General features: G+C 35.3%; 17 protein-coding genes and 1 tRNA gene. 7 read left to right on the top strand and 11 right to left on the bottom strand.

Features of this window, described 5'->3' with window-relative positions; genetic code table 11:
- Window positions 1–2: 2 nt before the first annotated feature.
- Complete coding sequence (gene folE / locus NEF87_RS21125; RefSeq protein ID WP_457917381.1) at window positions 3–545, bottom strand: GTP cyclohydrolase I FolE; 543 nt, start codon at window positions 543–545, stop codon at window positions 3–5.
- Between the two features lie 70 nt (window positions 546–615).
- On the opposite strand from folE, the gene NEF87_RS21120 reads away from it, so the two are divergent.
- From NEF87_RS21120 to NEF87_RS21110, 3 genes are all read left to right on the top strand, one after another.
- A complete protein-coding gene (locus tag NEF87_RS21120) occupies window positions 616–1734 on the top strand; it encodes a nucleotidyltransferase domain-containing protein (protein WP_457917380.1) in 1119 nt (372 codons plus the stop codon).
- A 99-nt stretch (window positions 1735–1833) separates the two neighbouring features.
- Entirely contained in the window at window positions 1834–2211 is a 378-nt protein-coding gene (locus NEF87_RS21115; protein WP_457917379.1) for a hypothetical protein, read from the top strand.
- A gap of 110 nt (window positions 2212–2321) precedes the next feature.
- Entirely contained in the window at window positions 2322–3116 is a 795-nt protein-coding gene (locus NEF87_RS21110) for a winged helix-turn-helix transcriptional regulator (protein ID WP_457917378.1), read from the top strand.
- A 21-nt stretch (window positions 3117–3137) separates the two neighbouring features.
- Here the strand turns inward: NEF87_RS21110 and NEF87_RS21105 are convergent, their stop codons facing one another.
- The 6 genes from NEF87_RS21105 to NEF87_RS21080 form a co-directional block, all read right to left on the bottom strand.
- Complete coding sequence (locus tag NEF87_RS21105; RefSeq protein WP_457917377.1) at window positions 3138–4199, bottom strand: hypothetical protein; 1062 nt, start codon at window positions 4197–4199, stop codon at window positions 3138–3140.
- A gap of 248 nt (window positions 4200–4447) precedes the next feature.
- Window positions 4448–4744 carry a P1/P2 acidic ribosomal protein gene (rpl12p, locus tag NEF87_RS21100; protein ID WP_371803496.1) on the bottom strand — a complete coding sequence of 99 codons (297 nt, stop codon included), beginning with the start codon at window positions 4742–4744 and terminating at the stop codon, window positions 4448–4450.
- Window positions 4745–4793: 49 nt separating this feature from the next.
- Window positions 4794–5753: a 50S ribosomal protein L10 gene (gene rplJ / locus NEF87_RS21095; protein WP_457917376.1), complete on the bottom strand. Its 960-nt coding sequence runs from the start codon at window positions 5751–5753 to the stop codon at window positions 4794–4796.
- A 7-nt stretch (window positions 5754–5760) separates the two neighbouring features.
- Window positions 5761–6486, bottom strand: coding sequence for an uL1 family ribosomal protein (locus tag NEF87_RS21090; RefSeq protein WP_371803494.1), 726 nt, complete (start codon window positions 6484–6486; stop codon window positions 5761–5763).
- A gap of 1 nt (window position 6487) precedes the next feature.
- Window positions 6488–6982 (bottom strand): 50S ribosomal protein L11, encoded by a 495-nt coding sequence (locus NEF87_RS21085; RefSeq protein WP_371803493.1) that lies wholly within the window; start codon window positions 6980–6982, stop codon window positions 6488–6490.
- A 245-nt stretch (window positions 6983–7227) separates the two neighbouring features.
- Window positions 7228–7854, bottom strand: a complete 627-nt coding sequence (locus tag NEF87_RS21080) for a histidine phosphatase family protein (RefSeq protein WP_457917375.1) — start codon at window positions 7852–7854, stop codon at window positions 7228–7230.
- Between the two features lie 100 nt (window positions 7855–7954).
- Here NEF87_RS21080 and NEF87_RS21075 point away from each other — a divergent pair, with 100 nt between their 5' ends.
- The gene (locus NEF87_RS21075; RefSeq protein WP_457917374.1) at window positions 7955–10273 is read left to right on the top strand and encodes an N-6 DNA methylase; all 2319 of its coding nucleotides are present in this window, start codon (window positions 7955–7957) and stop codon (window positions 10271–10273) included.
- Window positions 10274–10278: 5 nt separating this feature from the next.
- Here NEF87_RS21075 and NEF87_RS21070 read toward each other — a convergent pair whose 3' ends face one another.
- Window positions 10279–11487, bottom strand: coding sequence for an alpha-hydroxy-acid oxidizing protein (locus NEF87_RS21070; protein WP_371803490.1), 1209 nt, complete (start codon window positions 11485–11487; stop codon window positions 10279–10281).
- Between the two features lie 75 nt (window positions 11488–11562).
- Between NEF87_RS21070 and NEF87_RS21065 the strand changes: the two genes are divergently transcribed.
- Window positions 11563–11639 (top strand) — tRNA-Arg (locus NEF87_RS21065).
- A gap of 136 nt (window positions 11640–11775) precedes the next feature.
- Here NEF87_RS21065 and NEF87_RS21060 read toward each other — a convergent pair.
- Window positions 11776–14490: an Ig-like domain-containing protein gene (locus NEF87_RS21060; protein WP_457917373.1), complete on the bottom strand. Its 2715-nt coding sequence runs from the start codon at window positions 14488–14490 to the stop codon at window positions 11776–11778.
- Window positions 14491–14667: 177 nt separating this feature from the next.
- Between NEF87_RS21060 and NEF87_RS21055 the strand changes: the two genes are divergently transcribed.
- Window positions 14668–16044 carry a C45 family autoproteolytic acyltransferase/hydolase gene (locus NEF87_RS21055; RefSeq protein WP_457917372.1) on the top strand — a complete coding sequence of 459 codons (1377 nt, stop codon included), beginning with the start codon at window positions 14668–14670 and terminating at the stop codon, window positions 16042–16044.
- A gap of 1 nt (window position 16045) precedes the next feature.
- Here NEF87_RS21055 and NEF87_RS21050 read toward each other — a convergent pair whose 3' ends face one another.
- Entirely contained in the window at window positions 16046–16213 is a 168-nt protein-coding gene (locus NEF87_RS21050) for a hypothetical protein (RefSeq protein WP_371803487.1), read from the bottom strand.
- A gap of 98 nt (window positions 16214–16311) precedes the next feature.
- Here NEF87_RS21050 and NEF87_RS21045 point away from each other — a divergent pair, with 98 nt between their 5' ends.
- Window positions 16312–17496, top strand: a complete 1185-nt coding sequence (locus tag NEF87_RS21045; RefSeq protein WP_457917371.1) for an FAD-dependent monooxygenase — start codon at window positions 16312–16314, stop codon at window positions 17494–17496.
- Between the two features lie 10 nt (window positions 17497–17506).
- Here NEF87_RS21045 and NEF87_RS21040 read toward each other — a convergent pair whose 3' ends face one another.
- The gene (locus NEF87_RS21040; RefSeq protein ID WP_457917370.1) at window positions 17507–18286 is read right to left on the bottom strand and encodes an NTP transferase domain-containing protein; all 780 of its coding nucleotides are present in this window, start codon (window positions 18284–18286) and stop codon (window positions 17507–17509) included.
- Between the last annotated feature and the right edge of the window lie 9 nt (window positions 18287–18295).

The following is an 18295-nucleotide window of genomic DNA, read 5'->3' as shown; positions in this document are numbered from 1 at the left end:
CCTTAATCTTTTATTAAACTCATGAATTCCGATCGAGTCCGCATATCACTTCGGAAGATACCGGTCATATAGGATGTTTTCATAGATGAGTTTTGTTTTTCCACACCACGCATCATCATACAAAGGTGTTTTGCTTCAATCACCACAGCAACACCTCGTGCTCCAGTATGTTCCATTATTGCGTTTCCAATTTGCTTTGTTAGGCGTTCTTGGATTTGTAACCTTCGTGCAAAAACGTCAACAATTCGAGCGGTTTTAGATAGACCTATGATTTTGCCATTAGGTATGTACCCCAAATGACATTTGCCGATGAAGGGGAGCATATGATGTTCACATAACGAGTATAATTCGATATCTTTCACAACAATCATTTCATCGGATTCGCTCTCAAATAAAGCCCCATTAATGACTTCCTTAACACTTTGCCGATAGCCTTGGGTCAGAAATTTGTATGATGTGGTGACCCGTTTAGGGGTATCCTTTAATCCTTCTCGATCGGGATCTTCTCCCAATTCGATCAATAATTGGCGAAATAGTTTTTGCATTATACAGTTAGCAATGGAAGATTCAAAAAAAAATTAATGAAATCCTAAATTAAAAGAGAGCAAGAAGATAATGTCAGATTTAGAATATTGTATCGAAGGTGATTTTATTGAGGATCTCATGGGAAATATTTTTGAAATCAAGGGTTTTCATCAACCTCAAAATGAAATCGTTTGTTTTATTCGGTATCATCCAACCGATTCAATCAGTTCCTTAGATAGACAGAAAATAAATCTTCAAACAAACAAAATGCAAAATTATCAAAAAATCTATGAATTATCAGACAAACTGAAATATGTGCGTCAAAATTATCCGGAATATGAATATATTTCGGAAAAATATTATTTTCCATTGCAAGCGGTCCCCAATTGTAGGATAATAAAACACTATAAACCGGAGAAATTTCTTTGTTCATCCCATCTCTCCACCCAAGAATCTTCTTCTTCCGTCCAACGTGATACATATGATTTTTGTAAATGCCTCTCTGAACTATCCCAAGTACCTTTAGACCATTTTGGAGTTACAGGATCCACTTTGGTAGGATTAGAAACCCCCGATTCAGATATAGACATAATAATCTATGGTTTTGAACATTCCGCTAAAATTAGAGAATGCCTCCGACAAATTTTCGAAAATAATCCTTCTACTACAGAAATTAGAGCCTACAATATTGATGAATTAAGAGATCATTACACTTTTCGAGTTCCTACCCAGACAATTTCCTTTTATACTTTCTTGAAATATGAATCTCGCAAACTTCACCAAGGAAAATTCCGAAATCGAGAGTTCTTCATCCGCTTTTTACCGTTCTCAGATCGTTTCATCTATGCCCAAAGAAATTTATTTTCCACTCGGTGCATTCAAACGCTGGGAAGAATTTCCCTTCAGGGTCAAGTTGCAGGAGACCAGAATTGGTGGACAACTCCATCGGAATTAGAGATCACAAACGTTAAAATTTTGAGTAAAACTGATCTAAAGGAAGACTACCTCCAAATGTTGAAAGAAAACAATTTAGAACTAAGTGATATTTCATCAACTTTTACTTTAAGGGGAAGATTTACGGAAAATGTTAGACTTTTAGAGCATTTTCAAGCGAGAGGATCCCTTGAAGTAGTTTATATCCGCAATCAACAAGCATATCTTCAGCTTTCTTTAGGATCTCATCCAGAAGACTATTTGATTTTGCAATAGCAATTTTTACTTGTAGGAATGCTTCTTTGGAGAATTGTTCCAATTCCTTTCCTCATGCCTTATAAATGTAAATTCATCTGGTATTCTTAAGTGGAAAAAATGAGTATGTTAAATTACACTATTCGTCGACTTTTGGGCGTTATTCCAATCCTATTTGGAGTTATGCTTATTAGTTTTGCACTAACTCGTGCTATGCCTGGGAATCCATATGAATATTTATTACAAAATGGAAAAATTACAGACTCAACTTATCAAACCTATCTTGATAACAAGGAGCGGTTAGGTTTAGATCTTCCCCTTTTACCCCAATTTTATAAATATTTTACAAGTTGCATGGGAACATTTTGGTCTATTATAATTTTTGCTTATATGGGAATTTTAGGCGCGAGATCAATCTATCGGGTGGGAAAATATACGAAAACAAAAATTGATTTGCGCTGCAAAGAAGCCCAAAAAATTTCGACATCTGCTGTATAAACGCACTTCTCTGGATGCTTTTTTTTAAGGGCATTTTTTTTAATTGTTCTAGGAGTTGACCTTACTATTTATATGCTCACACATCTTTAGTTAATATGAGGGCTAATATCATGTCTATTTCAAATTCATTTGCAGAATTTCCAAATAACGAAACGCATGCAGATCTATTAAGACGCCCGTTTAATAAAGTTCAAATTCTCTTACTTTTAATTTTCTTTTATTGTCTAAACAACTTTCTAATTTCCAATTGGACAGAATTATTATATTTATTTGACTATGAAAGCGTTATTTCACCAAGTTATGAAATGACGGGCCCATATAATCCCCATTTGGAACTCAAGGCTAGTTTCTTAGCAGTAATGGGAATTGCATTTTTCTTTTTGGAAATCGATTTTACAAGTTACAAGACCCTGTTTCGCCAATATACAATTTCAGAAAAAGGAATTCATCGATTAAGTAATGATGATGTATTTGAGAATGAAAATCGCCAGATTATTATTTCCTTAATTGATTTAAATCCAGGCATCCATTACAATAAATTACGAAAACACAGTGGATTGCAACCAGGACAATTGCAATGGCATTTAAGCGTCTTAATTCAGTATGGCGTTATTCGGAAGAAAAAAATGGGACGCTATGTGATCTATTTTACTTCTTTCAATGATCAATTGAAGAGCAATCTCAGCCTTTCTCTGCAAAAATCACCGATGACCTATCAAATATTGGAAATAATCGAAGACAATCCTGGGATAAACCCAAGTCAAATTGCCAAACGATTAAATTTAAAACGAAATTCCGTAAAATATCATACGGATAAATTACTCGTAGGAGATCTTATTACTACCATGAAAGTCGGTAGAAATATACAATTATATGTAAAAAAGGAACTTATTGAGTCCCTATAAGGTAAGAAAAAAAAAATTGGTTTATAATTCTTCATTTGTAATTTGTTGGTTGCCAGCAAATTCCGCTTTTTTATCTACTACGAAATCATCTACAAAATAGACTGTTCCTAAAACTTTTGTATTGGGGCCTAATCGCACAACTCTTCCATAAATATCACCATCAATGTAAGCATCTTCAATATCCACAAGATTTTCAGCTCTTAAATTACCTCCAATCAAGGATGCATCTCTTGGGCGATGGGTTTTAATAACACTTGTTCTTGATACTCCGATAAAAATATCTGCACCCGTAATGTGTTTTCCAATTTTTGCTTTTCCGGTAATATCTATGGTCCCTTTGGAGTATAAACTTTCTGGAGTTTCGAGTTGCCCTGAAAAATGTCCTCCTTGTTCACATTCAATATTTCCACCTGAAGAGAATGACCCAGAAGTACTCAATCTCCCATTTACACTTGTTCCCAGTTCTATTTTCGCAGAACTGCTGAAATGAGCATCTTCTTCCACTTCTAATGCTTTACCTCCCCGAAAAGAACCGGATGCCCGAATAGACCCCACAACAATTTCACCTCCCACTTTGGCTTGGGAACTAAAGTGAGCTAATCCTTCAGCATTTAATAATCCTCCACATTTAAATGATCCAGAAGCATGAATTGACCCAACAACTGCATCTCCTGTAATTATTGTAGATCCGGAATGTTTGGAATGCCCTTCTACCGACAATTGTCCTCCAATAACTAGGGAACCTGAGGAATTAACTGCTTCTACAACATCCAAATTTCCACCGATTTCCGCAGAACTTGAAAACTTTGCATAAGTATCTGACATAAGAGAACCTTTTATATTCAAGCTTCCAGAAGTTCGAACTCCATCATGTGCAACAACATTACCCACTGCACGCATACTTCCGGAACATTTCAGAAATCCACATTCAAGATCAGATTCAATTCTCCCAGAACCGGAAATCTTTATATCTCGATTCATGACCCCACCGGGAATAGTTGAAGCCCCGCTAATTTTAAATTCAGGAAGTTTATTTTCATCTTCTTCCCAATCTCCATCTTCGTTATATTCTTCTTCAGGCATTTTTTTTCACTTTACTTTATATAATAGTATTTTATGTATATATAGTGTGTATCTTAAAAGTATTTAAATGTTTGTAACTTTTTATTAATTCTTAACATCTAAATATTTTTTCTTTCAAAATAACTGTTTTCATAAATTCTAATATAAAGCAAAATTTAAAGAAAAAACGATAAAAAAGGGATGCTTTCCGATATTGGAAAGCATTGGTTCAAAGAAATTGGAGTTAAGTAGATGATGTAGAAAAATTCTTAACCAAATAAGGCACCTAAGCCAGCAGGTTCTTCTTCTTTCTTTTCTTCAACTTTTTCTTCTTTCTTTTCTGCCTTAGCGGCTGGTGCACCAGCTGCAGGAGCTGCGGCAACAGGAGCTGCGGATGCATTGGCAATTAATTCGTCAATATTTTTTCCATCTAATCCAGCAACGAGTGCTTTGATTTGATTCTTGTCAACTTCTACATCGGCGGCTTTCAAGACTTTTTCGATGGATTTTTCATCAACAGTCTTGTCTGCTTTGTGTAATAAAAGGGCTGCGTATACAGATTCCATAATTTTTCACGTTTGTTATTTTATTTAGTTTAAAAAATTGATAGAGATTTTAACCGAACAAAGCTCCAAGACCTGCCGGTTCTTCTTCTTCTTCCTTTTCTTCTTCCTTTTCAGGTTCAGCTGCAGATTCTTCTACCACTGGAGCAACTTCCAATCCTAATGCAGACGCATTTACAGCATTTGCGATTCGAGTGGCTTTTGCAAGGTATTGATCTACAAGATCAGGAATAATGATTGGTAATTCAAGGGCAACTGCAACGGCTGATCGATGTGCTTTAGCAATCATCGGTTCAACTGTTTCGGAGGTAATCATTCCAATTCCTAAGGCAAGGTTCAAAGCTTGGCTTGCAGCCAATTGAACATTTCCTAAGATTTCTTCCATATCAAGATGGAGTACTGCTTCTGGAATAATTTCACCGTCTTCCCATGCGGAGTAAAAGTCCAATTTAATCGTCATAGGTTCAACACCTAAACGAGCGAGCAATTGGGCTTGTTTAGCATCAATTAAATCTCCGACTTTATGAGTAACTGTATCATTTCGAATGTGCACGGTCCCATTTTTGATCATGGTTGGCGCTTTCAAATTCTGATTCAATTCACTAATTATTGGACCAGGTGCAATTTTGGTATCTCCTGCTTTTACAATGATCTCCATTGGAGCAATATCACCAGGTTTTGCGGGTCCTTTTACAGCTTTAGATTCGAGAAACTGAGCAAGCTTAATTGGATTCATGTCGGTAAATAAGAGTGCTGTGATTCCATCAATTTCTTCAGCTAAATGTTGAAGATTGTTTTTTCCAGCAGCTTCAAATGCCTTCAGAATTAATTTCTTCTTACTCATGGTAATTACTACATCACCACGAAGGGTATCACGAAGTCCGTGGAGTGCTTTTGCAGGTACTTTGCTGATACGAGCGAGCCCGATGACATTATAACGTCCAACAAGTTCTGTTAATCGTTCAACTTCAGCCGCTTTGGCTTTTGAAATGTGTGGTTTATGCATAACCATTTTTCAATCACCGTCGATTTTTTCCAGTATCTGCCACTGGCACGGGTTTACCCATGGTGGTTTTGAGATAAATGCCGCTAATATTATTGAATCCATTAGGTAAGTTACCTTCAACAAAATTGAGGACAGATTCAATGTTTTCATAGAGAATATCTTCATTTTGAGATTTCTTACCGACTTTCAATTGCATCAATAATTGTTTCTTCATGGAAATTTTGATGATCCGACCCAATTTGGTAAGGTATTCATCAATATCTTCATCAGGTTTAATAACCCCAAATCCTTTTGGTTGAGGTTTCGGCATTTTTCCTTGTTGTCCGAGGAATCGGGCCAAAACTTTTGCAAGATTTCGCATAAGATCAGCACGAGCCACGAAATACTTGTACTTTTTGGCCATTACTTTTTTATCTTTGTTGGAACGTTTTTGCATATCGTCCAAATCAGATGGATTTAATACAGTATATCCCTTTTCTTTTAAAGCGACCTCCATATCATCCTTGGCGATAAAACATACATCTTTTGAGATGTAATTACCAGGGATTGCATGGGGTAACAAATGTTCTTGATCAATTCGATTATTAGGATTTTTAATATCGACATCTCGAACATTTATAATTAAATCGATAGTTTCATCAAATTTCCGGGGTTTATCAGATTTGCCTTCCATTTTTAAAACCGATTGCTCAATAGCTGTAGAAAGGGCTTTTTTAATTTCTTTTTTATCTACATTCATTTTAATTTTCGCCCTCCGCTAATTGATCATCATATTGACCATCGTCAACATTTTTGAGTACTTCACGAGCAGTCTTTCCATCAATTTTAATTCCGCATGAAAAGGCAGTACCGATAATAGTTTTTGCGCATGTCTTCATATTCAAAGCATTTAAAGAATCTCGTTTCATTCGAGCAATTTTTAAAATTTGTTCGAATGATAAATCCCCTACGAAAGTGGTTGTAGGTTCACCAGAGCCTTTGGAGATACCACATTCTTTTAAGAGTAAAGCTGACGCCATAGGTGTGGAAACTTTAATCTCGAATGTTTTATCTTCTTTATTAATAAGGATGGTTACTGGGACTTTTAGACCTTTGAAATCCTTTGTCTTTTCATTGATGGTATCTACAACATTTTTGATGGGGACTCCGGTTGGACCAACTGCAGGTCCGATTGGAGGTCCACCAGATGCTTTTCCTCCTTCAACTAAGGCTGCGACTTCTAAGATATCCGCCATATTTTCATCACTAAGTTTATCTCAATAAACCGTGATTAAGACGCTTGTATAAAGCAACAAATTGATATAACTACCCTACATCATGCAATCTAATGATTGTTTTATTCCGAGTGGAATAAAAATTGAAGTAAAGCCGTATTCAAATACGTCCTAATCTGCAAGAAATTGAGACTAGTAATCCAGTAAAAAGTAGCATATAATTAAAAATTTTGGATTACATTGCCAATAATCAAAAATATCAAGATTTAAGGGGAATTGGCAGGGGTTTTATTGAAGAGCACTAATTCACTTACTTGAAGATCCGTATGTATTTGAGTTATTGAGGCATTTTGAAATTTTGTATAATAAATATCCCATGTTTTTAATTTCAATAAACGAAGAATCGCGCGTAAGGGATTCAGATGTGTAATCAATAGAACTGAACGTGCAGATGAGAACTTTTGGGGAAGATCTTCCCAAAGGAAGGAATGTATTCTTGATTCGACATCAAGAGCAGATTCCCCCTGAGGCAAAATCATACGAGCTTTATTTTGATTATACTGTTGAAGAAGATCAGGGTATTTTTGCATCACTTCATCTCGAGTTAAGCCTTCAAAAACTCCATAATTTCTTTCCCGTAACTTGGGTTCAATGAGATAGTCAAAATTCATTTTTGTTTTTAGGATATTTGCAGTGTGGACACAGCGTATTAAAGGACTTGAGAAACAAATGTCAAAGGATTCTCGACACTGAAGTAAAAATTGGGCCGCATTTCGAGCTTGTTGAACACCTATTGAATTTAGATCTTCATCAGTGATTCCAAGATAACGATTACTTGAGTTTCCAGGTGTTTGACCATGGCGAACGATTGTAAATCTATATTTTACATCCATCAAGATCAATAAAAAAATGGGTTTAAAATAAAAGCATGGATTATAATAGCTAATGGAGAAGGAGCAAAAACTTAATTTTATGATCAGTGGATCGTGGTTGATGGAAAAATGGGGAACTTCTTCTCCAATCGGCAAAGAACTGAAAAAAATAGTAACTTCGAAATTACAAATGGGAGGAATCAACAAGATCCAAGCCAATTTTAAAATATGGCAAGAATCCTTCCGAAATTTATATCTGCAAGATGAGGTTAATCAAGAATTGTTTGTAAAACACGTTCAATTGATAACATCAGTGTTTTTTATAATCTATATCTTTCAAGAAAGGAATCCAAATAAAAAAAATGCGGATCAAATAAGCACGGTTCAGAATAAATTTCACAGTATGGAAAAATTATTAAAAATCCCGTCATATATGAGGTGGATTATTGAAAATCAAGAAATAATCAATATTTTCTTTGCAGAATATGAAAAATTAGAGTCATTCAAGACAGTTTCATTTAAAAAAGAAGATCTTTTTACGCAAATATATCAAGAATTGATTGCAAACACCACTCGCCATCCCCAAGGGGAATTTTATACCCATTCAGAGTTAGCTCATTTGATGGTGGGAGACATTTACGAGTTTGGTGACCGTGTTTTAGATCCCTCATGCGGATCCGGCACGTTTCTTTGTGAGATTGCTAAAAAAATATTCACTTCAAAAAAAACTATGGTAGAAAAGAGAGAAGCTTACAATAATCTACATGGCATTGATATTAATCCCCTAGCTTGTTTTATGGCAAGAGCAAATCTGATTTTAATCCAAGAAGAACAAATGAATCAGTTAATTGATCCCAAAATAATTCACGACAATTTTCTTTTTCCTTCAAATCCAACAAACCATGTTTCACAAGTAAAAATGGATTTACTTATAGGAAATCCTCCTTGGGTTGTATTAAATCGAATCTCGTCAAAAGAAGAAAAAACGAGAATCAAAAAATTAGGGATGGATTATGGAATCTTATTAGGGGGAAAATTAGCAACTTCAACAGAGTTGACAACCATTTTTATCACCCATTCTCAACGACAGAATTTGGAGGAGGGAGGAAAAATGTTTTTTGTGACCCCGGCCAGTTTAGCAAATGCGGGACAGCATGCTCTGTTTCGTCAATTCACAGGTTTAAAAAATATTGAATTTTGGGCATTTACCAAAGATGTTTTTCGGATCCATAATCATTGTATGAAAGCAGAGAAAGGAAAAATGTCTTTAGAAGATCGATTGAAGATTAAATGGAACATCTTTGACTGTGTGGAAAACCCCTTTTCTGTAAAATTAGCTTCAACCCAATGGTATTTTCCAATGAGTATCACAAACAAAGATTCAAAGATAGAAAAGAGCCCCTATAACCCAATAAAAACAGATTGTTCGTTCTTAGTTGGAAGATTAGCTCCTTTTGATCCAACCACTCAAAAAAAAATGATTTCAGCCATTGTAAATGGAATTTCAAAAAATGGAAAACAAGAATCTTCATATAAGTCGAAATTTCGTCAGGGAGCGTCGTTAGTTCCCAGAAATTTACTGTTTATAGAACCTATTTCGAATGAAAAAGACCGAGTTCAAAAAATAATAACAATTCAACCATCCCGATGGATTCAATCCAAAAAGTATAGCACTTGGCAATTCAAAGCCTTTGAACGCGCTCAAATTGAGAGTAAATACTGTTTTTCAGTAGCAAAAAGTACGGGATTAATCCCATTTCAGTATATTCAAAAGTATCACGCCTTTTTGCCTTTGAACAAAGAATCAGATCATTCTTACACAGTAAATTCGCCAAAAACACCCTTTGCTAAAAAACACTACCAATTGCTTACCAAATTGTATCAAGAACACAAGAAAGATGGAGCTCAAATCTCAAATTTACTTCAACGACTTAACTATGGGAAAGCTCTGAGTGACCCTCGCCAATTTATGCAGCCAAAAGTAGTATACAATGGAATTGGAAGTATCGTAAAAGCCGCCATAATAACAGATCCTGCGATTATTGACACATCCCTCTACTTTTTTATACCTGAAACACTTCCAGAAGCATATTTTCTGCTGGGAATTTTAAATAGTCCATATATTACAAGACGAGTTAAGAAGGTAGGCAGTACTGGAGCATCCGGAAGTCTTCGAAACATTCATAAGCATCCATTGGACGTTAACATCCCAGAATATTGTTCTAAAGACTTGAACCATCTGGAGCTTAGCAGTTTTGCAAAGGAACTAGAAGAATTCATCTTGAAATTTATTGCTACGTTGTGTAAACAAGATCAAAGCTTGATTGACAAACCAAAAACCATCCAGAATCGCTTGTTTAAATCAACTGCTTATTTGTCCTTTTTAAATCAACTGGATCACAAAGTGGAAAAAATATTAAAAAATAGAGCTTCAATGTAAAAAGGCTACAAATGTTTATTTTTAGGTGGAAATGACAAATTTCGCCCTTCGAGCCATTCTTTGGTTTTTCCAAATATAACGACCCTACTGCGGACAATTTCACGTAATTCATCAATATTACGAGCCCCCAATAAGCACATGGTCATTTTCATCTGGTGAATAAAACGTGTAAACCATCGCTCCAAATTATGTTCTTCAGGATAGCCAAAATCTTCCGTAAGCTTGATTAATACAGGATATCCGAGACTAATGATATCTGCACCAAACGCTAATGCTTTAACCGCCTGTCTTCCATCACGGATACCCCCTCCAAGAATTAAGGGGATGTCCTTATTTTCGGGACGTAGTTTCACATCCAACAAACTCCAAACGGTGGGAGTCCCAAAATAATCAAAAGGACGTTTTACAGTAGGAACAGCTTGCTTTTGAGAAAGTGTAAGGCGTTTCAAGGTTTCAATTCGAGCAAAACTTGTTCCCCCTATGCCTTGAATATTAATTCCTGCAACACCAGCATCCCAAAGTTGTCGAACATCTTCACTACTCAAACCCGTACTAACTGTCTTTACAAATACGGGAATATCGGTACTGAGAATCACCTTTTTTAACCGTTCTAAAAACCCAAGAGTTCCAGGAGATTCCCGAGACCATAAAATGTTTAATAAGGGCTCAATATAAATTTCAAGAGCATCAGCATTAATAGTTTCAATAGCTTTTCGGACATCATTAATATATGTCTTAGATTTAATCAAATATTTCCCAGAAAGATTTGCAAAAATCATACCATTAGGATTTTGTTCACGAACAATGGAATAGCTTTCTATAACCTCTTTTGAAACATTGGGTTGGACACAATGAATTTGGTCTCCAATCCCTTGAGCAATTTGATATTCGTTCGCAAAAGCGCCAATGGTTTTATTAATCTCTGTCAATTTTTTGTCGCCTCCAGTTAAAGAAGCGACACAAATTGGGTATTGCAAACGTTTCCCCATAAAAGTGGAAGATAAATCCACGTCAGAAATTGAAACAGTCGTTAAATTGTTCGGAACAAAGTAGACGTCCTTAAAATAATCTTTACCATCATACTGGACATCTTCTTTAAGCACAACTTCTAAAGTTCTGAATTGATATTTAAGAAATTCATCGGGTTTCATGTGATATTTATTATTTAGTCGATTGATCTTTAGAAGGTTCCGATTCCAATCATAAATATCCATCTGGTAAATTTCTCTGAAGAAAAATTTTTTTGAGATGAAATATTAGAAATATTAATTCTTTTTAATTTTCATTTTGGACCCGTGGCCTAGCTGGATAGGGCGGTACCCTCCTAAGGTACAAGCCGAGCGTTCGAATCGCTCCGGGTCCGCCATATATATCCCAAAAGTTTTTTATATGTTAATAATAAAAATAGAAATCTCTATAAGAAAATAACCTTCGGACACCCCAAATAAAGTAAAACGAAAAAAAGGTTGAAAAAAGAAAAAAACTAGAAAAGGTTGATATTTTTATGCAAGTTTATAATATGAGACTGTTAGTGCAAATGTAGTGCTTGGAGCAGATGAAGAATACATTCTTACAGCGATGTAGTATGTTCCAGCAGATTGTAAGTCATAACTGCATGTTTCAGGGTTGTTGGTTGTATATCCGCGTGCTAAGTAACTAGTATAACTCTGACTTTGACAAATATATACATCAATATCATAACTATTTCCCCAAGAAGCCGATACTTCTACCAATCCAGGTTCAGCAGTAATTGCAAAATAGAGTACTTGGCGAGCGCTAACACTACCTGAAAATTCTTCGGTGACATGAATTACACTGATTTCATTATCAACAATAACTGAAATAGAATCTTCCGCGTATTGACCAGCAGTATCGTAAGCTCGGACTACTATAGTATATGTTTGACCGTCGACAAGTCCGGTTGTGTCCCAAGCCCATTGGAAAGGTGCCGAAGTGTCGGTAATCCAAGAACCGCCATTGATTTGGTATTGGACATAATCAATTCCAATATCATCGGTAGCATCAGCTGTAATAATGACATCACCAGTGACTGTTTCACCATCTGTAGGTCCAGTAATAGAAACAGAAGGAGTTTGATCTTCAATACTTCCAGTATAATATCCTACCGTTAATGTATAGGCGGTAGATGAAGCACTACTGGTATACATTCGAACTGCAACATAATAGGTTCCAGCACTTGTAATGGTATAAGAACAAGATTCTGGATTATTAGTAGTATAACCTCGAGCAAGATAGTTTGAATAATCTTCGGCAGTACAGATATAGCAATCAATATCATTGCTAGCACTCCAAGAAACGCTAACTGTCATGGCTCCAGGTTGAGCTTGAATTGGATAATAGTCAACTTCATATCCAGCAACGGCACCAGTATATTCAACTTCGGTGTGGTAAATTTCACGATTATCAACTACAACAGTAATGCTATCTTCAGCAGTGTTTCCATCAGTATCAAAAGCTTGCACATTTATTGTATAAGATTGTCCATCGACTAATCCAGTGGTATCCCAAGACCATTGATATGGAGCAGTGTTATCTACAATCCATGATCCCCCATCAATTTGATAACGGACATAATCAATGCCTTCCCCATCGGTAGCTTCAGCTGAAATTAAAACTATGTCACCCACAGTGGCGCCATTAGCGGGACTGGTAATATCAACGGTTGGAGGGTTATCGACTTCTTGATAAATGCTAAATTTATAATCGGACAATCCAGAAGTTGTGGAGACAATCATAGCAACATCTCCATCAGTCATGGCAGACAAAGCAAAAGGAGATAAGGTGGTTTCATAACTTGAATCGAGAGAAACAAATTCAATTCCAGTAGGAACTCCAGATTCAAGACTAACTAATGTTAAATAGAATCCATCGGATCCAGCAATATTATCCCCATCAAAAGTGAAATATTGATTAAGATTTGAGGCCACTCCAGTTAATTCAATATAATCAGAACCATATGAAGAAATTTCATAGATACCGGTCCCATCATCGTTATAAGTTATAGTTTCCCCAAAACTTGAGCCAGTTTTATCAGTGATTGTTTGAGAGGCAACATTATAAACTCGTAATTCTTCTTCTATAGTAATACTATCGTAGTTATATTTTCCACCACCAATTGCATCAGTTAACAAGTAATTTGCAATGGTCCAATCTCGGAAAATTTCATCAAAAGTTTCGGAATATCCAAAATGCGATAAAGCTTGATTGATACCATTCACCCCAGCAACCCCATTTTGAACAAAATAGCTAATTAAATCAGCCCCTCCAAAATGATCTGCTAAGTAAGTTGTCCATAGGAAAACGCATCCATAATCAGCAATTGAATTTAAATCACCTTGATCTTTCCAATCGGTTAAGGAATTATCAGGAGTAGTGAAGAATGCGGTTGTATACCCTGCAGGTACTTCATATCCACATAACAATTCTGCATACATTGAACAACCTTCATTCATAAAGGTGTCATCATTGGTATTATAATCATCATGAATTAAATGTTGATATTCATGTGCTACAGTCCCTACTTTATCATCAAAATTACGACAATCAATCGAAATTATGTTTCGATCATAAGTACTTTCAAAATAACTCCAATAGAACCCAGCGATATAATAAGGATAAGTATCATCATAATACATATCATCACGTATATTTGAGACTAACACAACATCTCTGCCGTCAGCATTGTAGTAGGACCCAGTCCCATCATGAAAATCAGGATCACCAAAATATTCTGTATCGATTGGATAAATTGTATTTTCGAATTCAGATAATAAATAATTTAACTGGGTATCTGTAATTACAGGAGTTGGTCGAGAATCGGGGTAAGATAGATCTTGTTGAACCCAAACTTCAGTGTGACTCCCAATGGCACGTAACTTAAAAGATGCAGTAACTAATTGGCTTGAACTTGTTGAATCAATTGTATACCAGTTTAAAATATCCCCCACACTGGCAGCACTTGATAACGGTATCATTTCATCTTCGCTTGAGGATGATGGCATTAAGGAAGGATTGCTTAAAAGAATATTATCCATATTCAATGACCTTAATTCCGTCCCATAATCTATTTCCTTATATTCTACAATGTCAGAATTAACGATGTTTGATTCTGGACTTAGTGCAGTAGGAATAGTTGCGATAATAGACCCTATGAAGACAAGAAGTATAATCCTCACAATTTTAACATTTTTAATCATTTCAACCACAAATTGTAATTTCTAATTTCAAATTGATTTCCATAAATAGGTACGGAAACCAATAATGATAATTTGTTCAGACAAGATTTAAATATTGTGAAATTTCTACCAATCAAATGAAAATTCATTCAAAAAAAGTTTATTTAAGTATTTTTGATACATATTTTCCACTATGTTGTGCAAGTTTCTTCATCGCAGTTTATAATAATGGAAGATAATATTATTGTAATGATACTATTAAGCATAATTATATCGTTGAGTCTTATTTTTACTTTAACTTTAGTTTTAATTGTTTTAAAGAAGAAAGATAAAGCTTTATTTGGAAGTTTTAACAAATTCGCTCGACCAATTGCAGCCATCGTCCTAATTGCCATAATTGGATTTTGTCCTTTTTTCTTCACAGGATTATTTAATCACTATAATCCCACAGGGTATTCTGAATGGCGAGATGCAGGAAATAATCAGCAGTATCTCTATGTAGAAGCAGAAAATTATTACGATTTAGGATATCACGAAGGATATAATCTCGGGAGTGAGATTCTCTCAATTGAAATTCTCATTTCTCTTATGATTTCTGGCTATGATTATGCATATTATAAGGTAGAAGCAGCAAAATACCAAGAATTTATTCCTTCAGACTACATTGAAGAAATGCAAGGAATGGCAAAAGGAGCAACTGCAAAAACCGGAAGTTTAGTAACCTTTGAAGATATTCTTATCCAAAACACTTTTATTGATATTATTTATGCCCAAATCTATCCTACGATGGATGAACCAGGAGCGGAAATTGCATGTTCGGTGGTGGGAGTTAAAGAAAACAATTCGACCAAGACCTATGGACAAAATTTTGACTTTCCACGTGTGATTAATAATAAAGGGTGGGGAGAAAAAGGATACTTGCCGGGATTGGCATGGGTCCACACTAAAATGCCTGGCAAAGCAGAAATATTTGGTCTCCGGATGGGAGGTATGTTGAATATGCCTTGTGCAATGAATTCTTATGGAATTAAAACCTTTGTGAACATTGTCCATAGTAATGCTTCTGGAGAATATCAAACTCCAACGGGGATTCTAAGTCGAAAAGCCTTGGAAAGTGGAAAAACCAGTCAAGAAATCGTAGAAATGATAATAGAAGATTTTAATTCACCAAAAATACCTTGTTCGTTTAATGTTATGATTATTGATGACACATCCATTATTGGAATGCAATGCTATCCTGAAAAATATCAATTATATGCATCCCCATTTGTAAGCACTAATCGGTACATTAATGAAACGTGGAACGAAGCATGTTTTACGAGGGGAAATTATTCATTGGATCGACAACAATATCTGGAAGCTTATGTTGAAGACATTTTTAATTCAACATCACATTTTACAGAACAAAACTTATTAGATCTATTAAAATATCGAGGAACAGACACGACACCAGCAATCACGCGTGAAGATGAAGGTTTGGCTAATTCAATCACACTCGCTTTTATGACGAATACTTATTTTGGCCTTGGAAACGCATACGATGGGCTAGGAAAAATTCCAAGTCTTTTTTTATAATTTATTTCTTGATTCGTGAGGCGCTATTGCATTTTTTACACCGAATAACGTGCTTTAATTTTTTTGATTGATATTTATAAACACAATGAACCAACCATTCACCACACTGCCCACACCGCTCACTTAACTGTTTTTCTTGAATACAAATTCCATTTTTTACAATTTCCATAACAATTAACCTCAATGATCTTTTAAGGTTTCCTTATTTTTAGTTAATTTCTTTCAATGGCTTTTAATTAAGGATGATATGTATTATATTTATATAAAATGAAAGGAACAAAAGAAAATCCTTACGATGTGATCATCAGTGGTGCAGGTCCAGCGGGTTTAACTGCTGGTATTCTATGTGGTCGCCATCGCTTATCCACATTGATCTTAGAAAAAGAAGACCGACCATCCCCATTTCCACGAGGAGAAACGTTACATGCAGCCCGTATCTTCACCGAGGTTCTTGGATCTAACGTGTTGAATATGCTCTCTAAACATATAACAGCAGCACGGAAATTCAATAGCCCAAATGCAAAAAATAATTTTGAGATTTATCGTGATTCACCTTCTATTGTTTATGAATGGGATACCTTCATCAATTTATTAATTAATCGCGTCAATGAAACAGAAACCGAAATTCGGTGTAATTCAGAAGTTGTTTATCCACTAATTGATAAAAAAGTTTGTGTTGGAGTTCAACTAAAATCTGGTGAAAAAATTTATGGAAAGACGGTTATGGCTTGTGATGGTTATAAAAGCAATATTGGTAGGACCATGGGTGTCCCTTATGAAATGATTCAATGTCCAATAGTAAAAAGAAAAATTTCAAATTTCAAAGGGGAATATAAAGGTTTTGAATATTTCTTCATTTCTGCTGGTATGTTAAAATATGCTCCAAGATTTCCGCCTGCAATCATTTTTATTTTTCCCCGTGGTAACGATGAATGTGAGATTGGATTAATGGTTTTTACCCCAGAGGCTTTGCAATTACGAGATTTTTGTGATATGCCTGATGACGAAGAATTAAAAAGAGTTTGGTACGAGTTAATTGAACATTATCCCCATTTCTCAGATTTGATGAAAAATACTGTTGTGGAATTTGAAGGAGTTTCTTGTATCAACACTGGAGCTTTGCATGAAAATATAATGCCTCGTCCAGGATTAATGTTAATAGGAGGTGCTATTGGATATGTGGAGGCATCAGGCGCTTCAGGAATTGCATCTTCGATGCGCATGGCAAAATTTAGTGCAGATTTTGCGAAACAACATAATGAGGATCTTTGGACAAAATCCCTCGCAAAATTATATTCCAAGGGGCTTAAAAAAACCAAAGATTATAAACATATTAAAAAAATCTATGGAATGTATAGGACCGGATTGAAATGGCTGTTGGTTAAAATGAGAACGGCAGAAGAAATCAATAAACGGTGGAATATTATTAAATCCATGTATAAAATCGCTTAATTTTTTTACATTACTTCTCAATTATGCTTTGAATTAATGAAAGATCTTCTATGAGATCAAAATCTTTAAAGGGGCAAGATATTTCAGAAATCTGATGAGGGATGATTTTTAAGAGAGATTTCATGCAAATTGTTTGTAAAACATGAAAAAGAGTAGTATTAGAGGGATGCATGATAGATTTGATCTGTAGAAATATTGTTCCTGGAAGAATTAAGATGGGGATCATTATGTTCATAGGTCCCACACCTTTATTTTTAAAGTTTGAACCAGCAGACAAGGGATTAAATGCCTCAACATAAGAATTTGATCCAAGATTATTTATTTTCAGACAAATATTACCCCAAGAACTAAAATTTGATGACTTACAATAGAAAAGATGGATCGAATTAAACTCAAACGCGCTAAAATTCAATTTTTCAAGATATTGATAAACAATGGGATGAAAAACTGTGTCACCAGGAAAAACTGCAAAATATTTCTGTGAATTTAATGCGTTCTCGGCAGTCAAAAATGAAAAGAGTGGTCCTCGGTGATAATAGTTCGTTGCATCAATTAAATTAAAAGAAATCTGTTTTTCTTCTTCAAGGGTTTTTTGAAAATCACGGATTTTTTCAATTTGATGCCCTCCAACAATATGTATATCAGAACACTTTGAACGCACTAAACCATCCAACATCAGTGAAAGACAAGTATCTCCATGAGAATTAAGGGGATAAAGGGGTTTTGGCAGATTTTTTAAAAAAGAAGCGAGGCGAGAGCCATAACCCGCAGCTAAGATCAAACATTTCATGATACTTTC

Origin of the sequence: Candidatus Lokiarchaeum ossiferum (assembly GCA_025839675.1) — an archaeon.
In the GTDB taxonomy this organism is placed as follows: Archaea; Asgardarchaeota; Lokiarchaeia; order Sigyniarchaeales; family Promethearchaeaceae; genus Lokiarchaeum; species Lokiarchaeum ossiferum.
The sequence above is the reverse complement of the archived record's forward strand: the minus strand, read 5'-3'. Positions and strand labels throughout refer to the sequence as shown.

What these genes read in the sequence shown, in the direction of transcription:
- folE (WP_457917381.1), bottom strand. Translation starts at nt 545, where the DNA reads ATGCAAAAACTATTTCGCCAATTATTGATCGAATTGGGAGAAGATCCC.
- NEF87_RS21120 (WP_457917380.1), top strand. Translation starts at nt 616, where the DNA reads ATGTCAGATTTAGAATATTGTATCGAAGGTGATTTTATTGAGGATCTC.
- NEF87_RS21115 (WP_457917379.1), top strand. Translation starts at nt 1,834, where the DNA reads ATGAGTATGTTAAATTACACTATTCGTCGACTTTTGGGCGTTATTCCA.
- NEF87_RS21110 (WP_457917378.1), top strand. Translation starts at nt 2,322, where the DNA reads ATGTCTATTTCAAATTCATTTGCAGAATTTCCAAATAACGAAACGCAT.
- NEF87_RS21105 (WP_457917377.1), bottom strand. Translation starts at nt 4,199, where the DNA reads ATGCCTGAAGAAGAATATAACGAAGATGGAGATTGGGAAGAAGATGAA.
- rpl12p (WP_371803496.1), bottom strand. Translation starts at nt 4,744, where the DNA reads ATGGAATCTGTATACGCAGCCCTTTTATTACACAAAGCAGACAAGACT.
- rplJ (WP_457917376.1), bottom strand. Translation starts at nt 5,753, where the DNA reads ATGGTTATGCATAAACCACACATTTCAAAAGCCAAAGCGGCTGAAGTT.
- NEF87_RS21090 (WP_371803494.1), bottom strand. Translation starts at nt 6,486, where the DNA reads ATGAATGTAGATAAAAAAGAAATTAAAAAAGCCCTTTCTACAGCTATT.
- NEF87_RS21085 (WP_371803493.1), bottom strand. Translation starts at nt 6,982, where the DNA reads ATGGCGGATATCTTAGAAGTCGCAGCCTTAGTTGAAGGAGGAAAAGCA.
- NEF87_RS21080 (WP_457917375.1), bottom strand. Translation starts at nt 7,854, where the DNA reads ATGGATGTAAAATATAGATTTACAATCGTTCGCCATGGTCAAACACCT.
- NEF87_RS21075 (WP_457917374.1), top strand. Translation starts at nt 7,955, where the DNA reads ATGGAAAAATGGGGAACTTCTTCTCCAATCGGCAAAGAACTGAAAAAA.
- NEF87_RS21070 (WP_371803490.1), bottom strand. Translation starts at nt 11,487, where the DNA reads ATGGATATTTATGATTGGAATCGGAACCTTCTAAAGATCAATCGACTA.
- NEF87_RS21060 (WP_457917373.1), bottom strand. Translation starts at nt 14,490, where the DNA reads ATGATTAAAAATGTTAAAATTGTGAGGATTATACTTCTTGTCTTCATA.
- NEF87_RS21050 (WP_371803487.1), bottom strand. Translation starts at nt 16,213, where the DNA reads ATGGAAATTGTAAAAAATGGAATTTGTATTCAAGAAAAACAGTTAAGT.
- NEF87_RS21045 (WP_457917371.1), top strand. Translation starts at nt 16,312, where the DNA reads ATGAAAGGAACAAAAGAAAATCCTTACGATGTGATCATCAGTGGTGCA.
- NEF87_RS21040 (WP_457917370.1), bottom strand. Translation starts at nt 18,286, where the DNA reads ATGAAATGTTTGATCTTAGCTGCGGGTTATGGCTCTCGCCTCGCTTCT.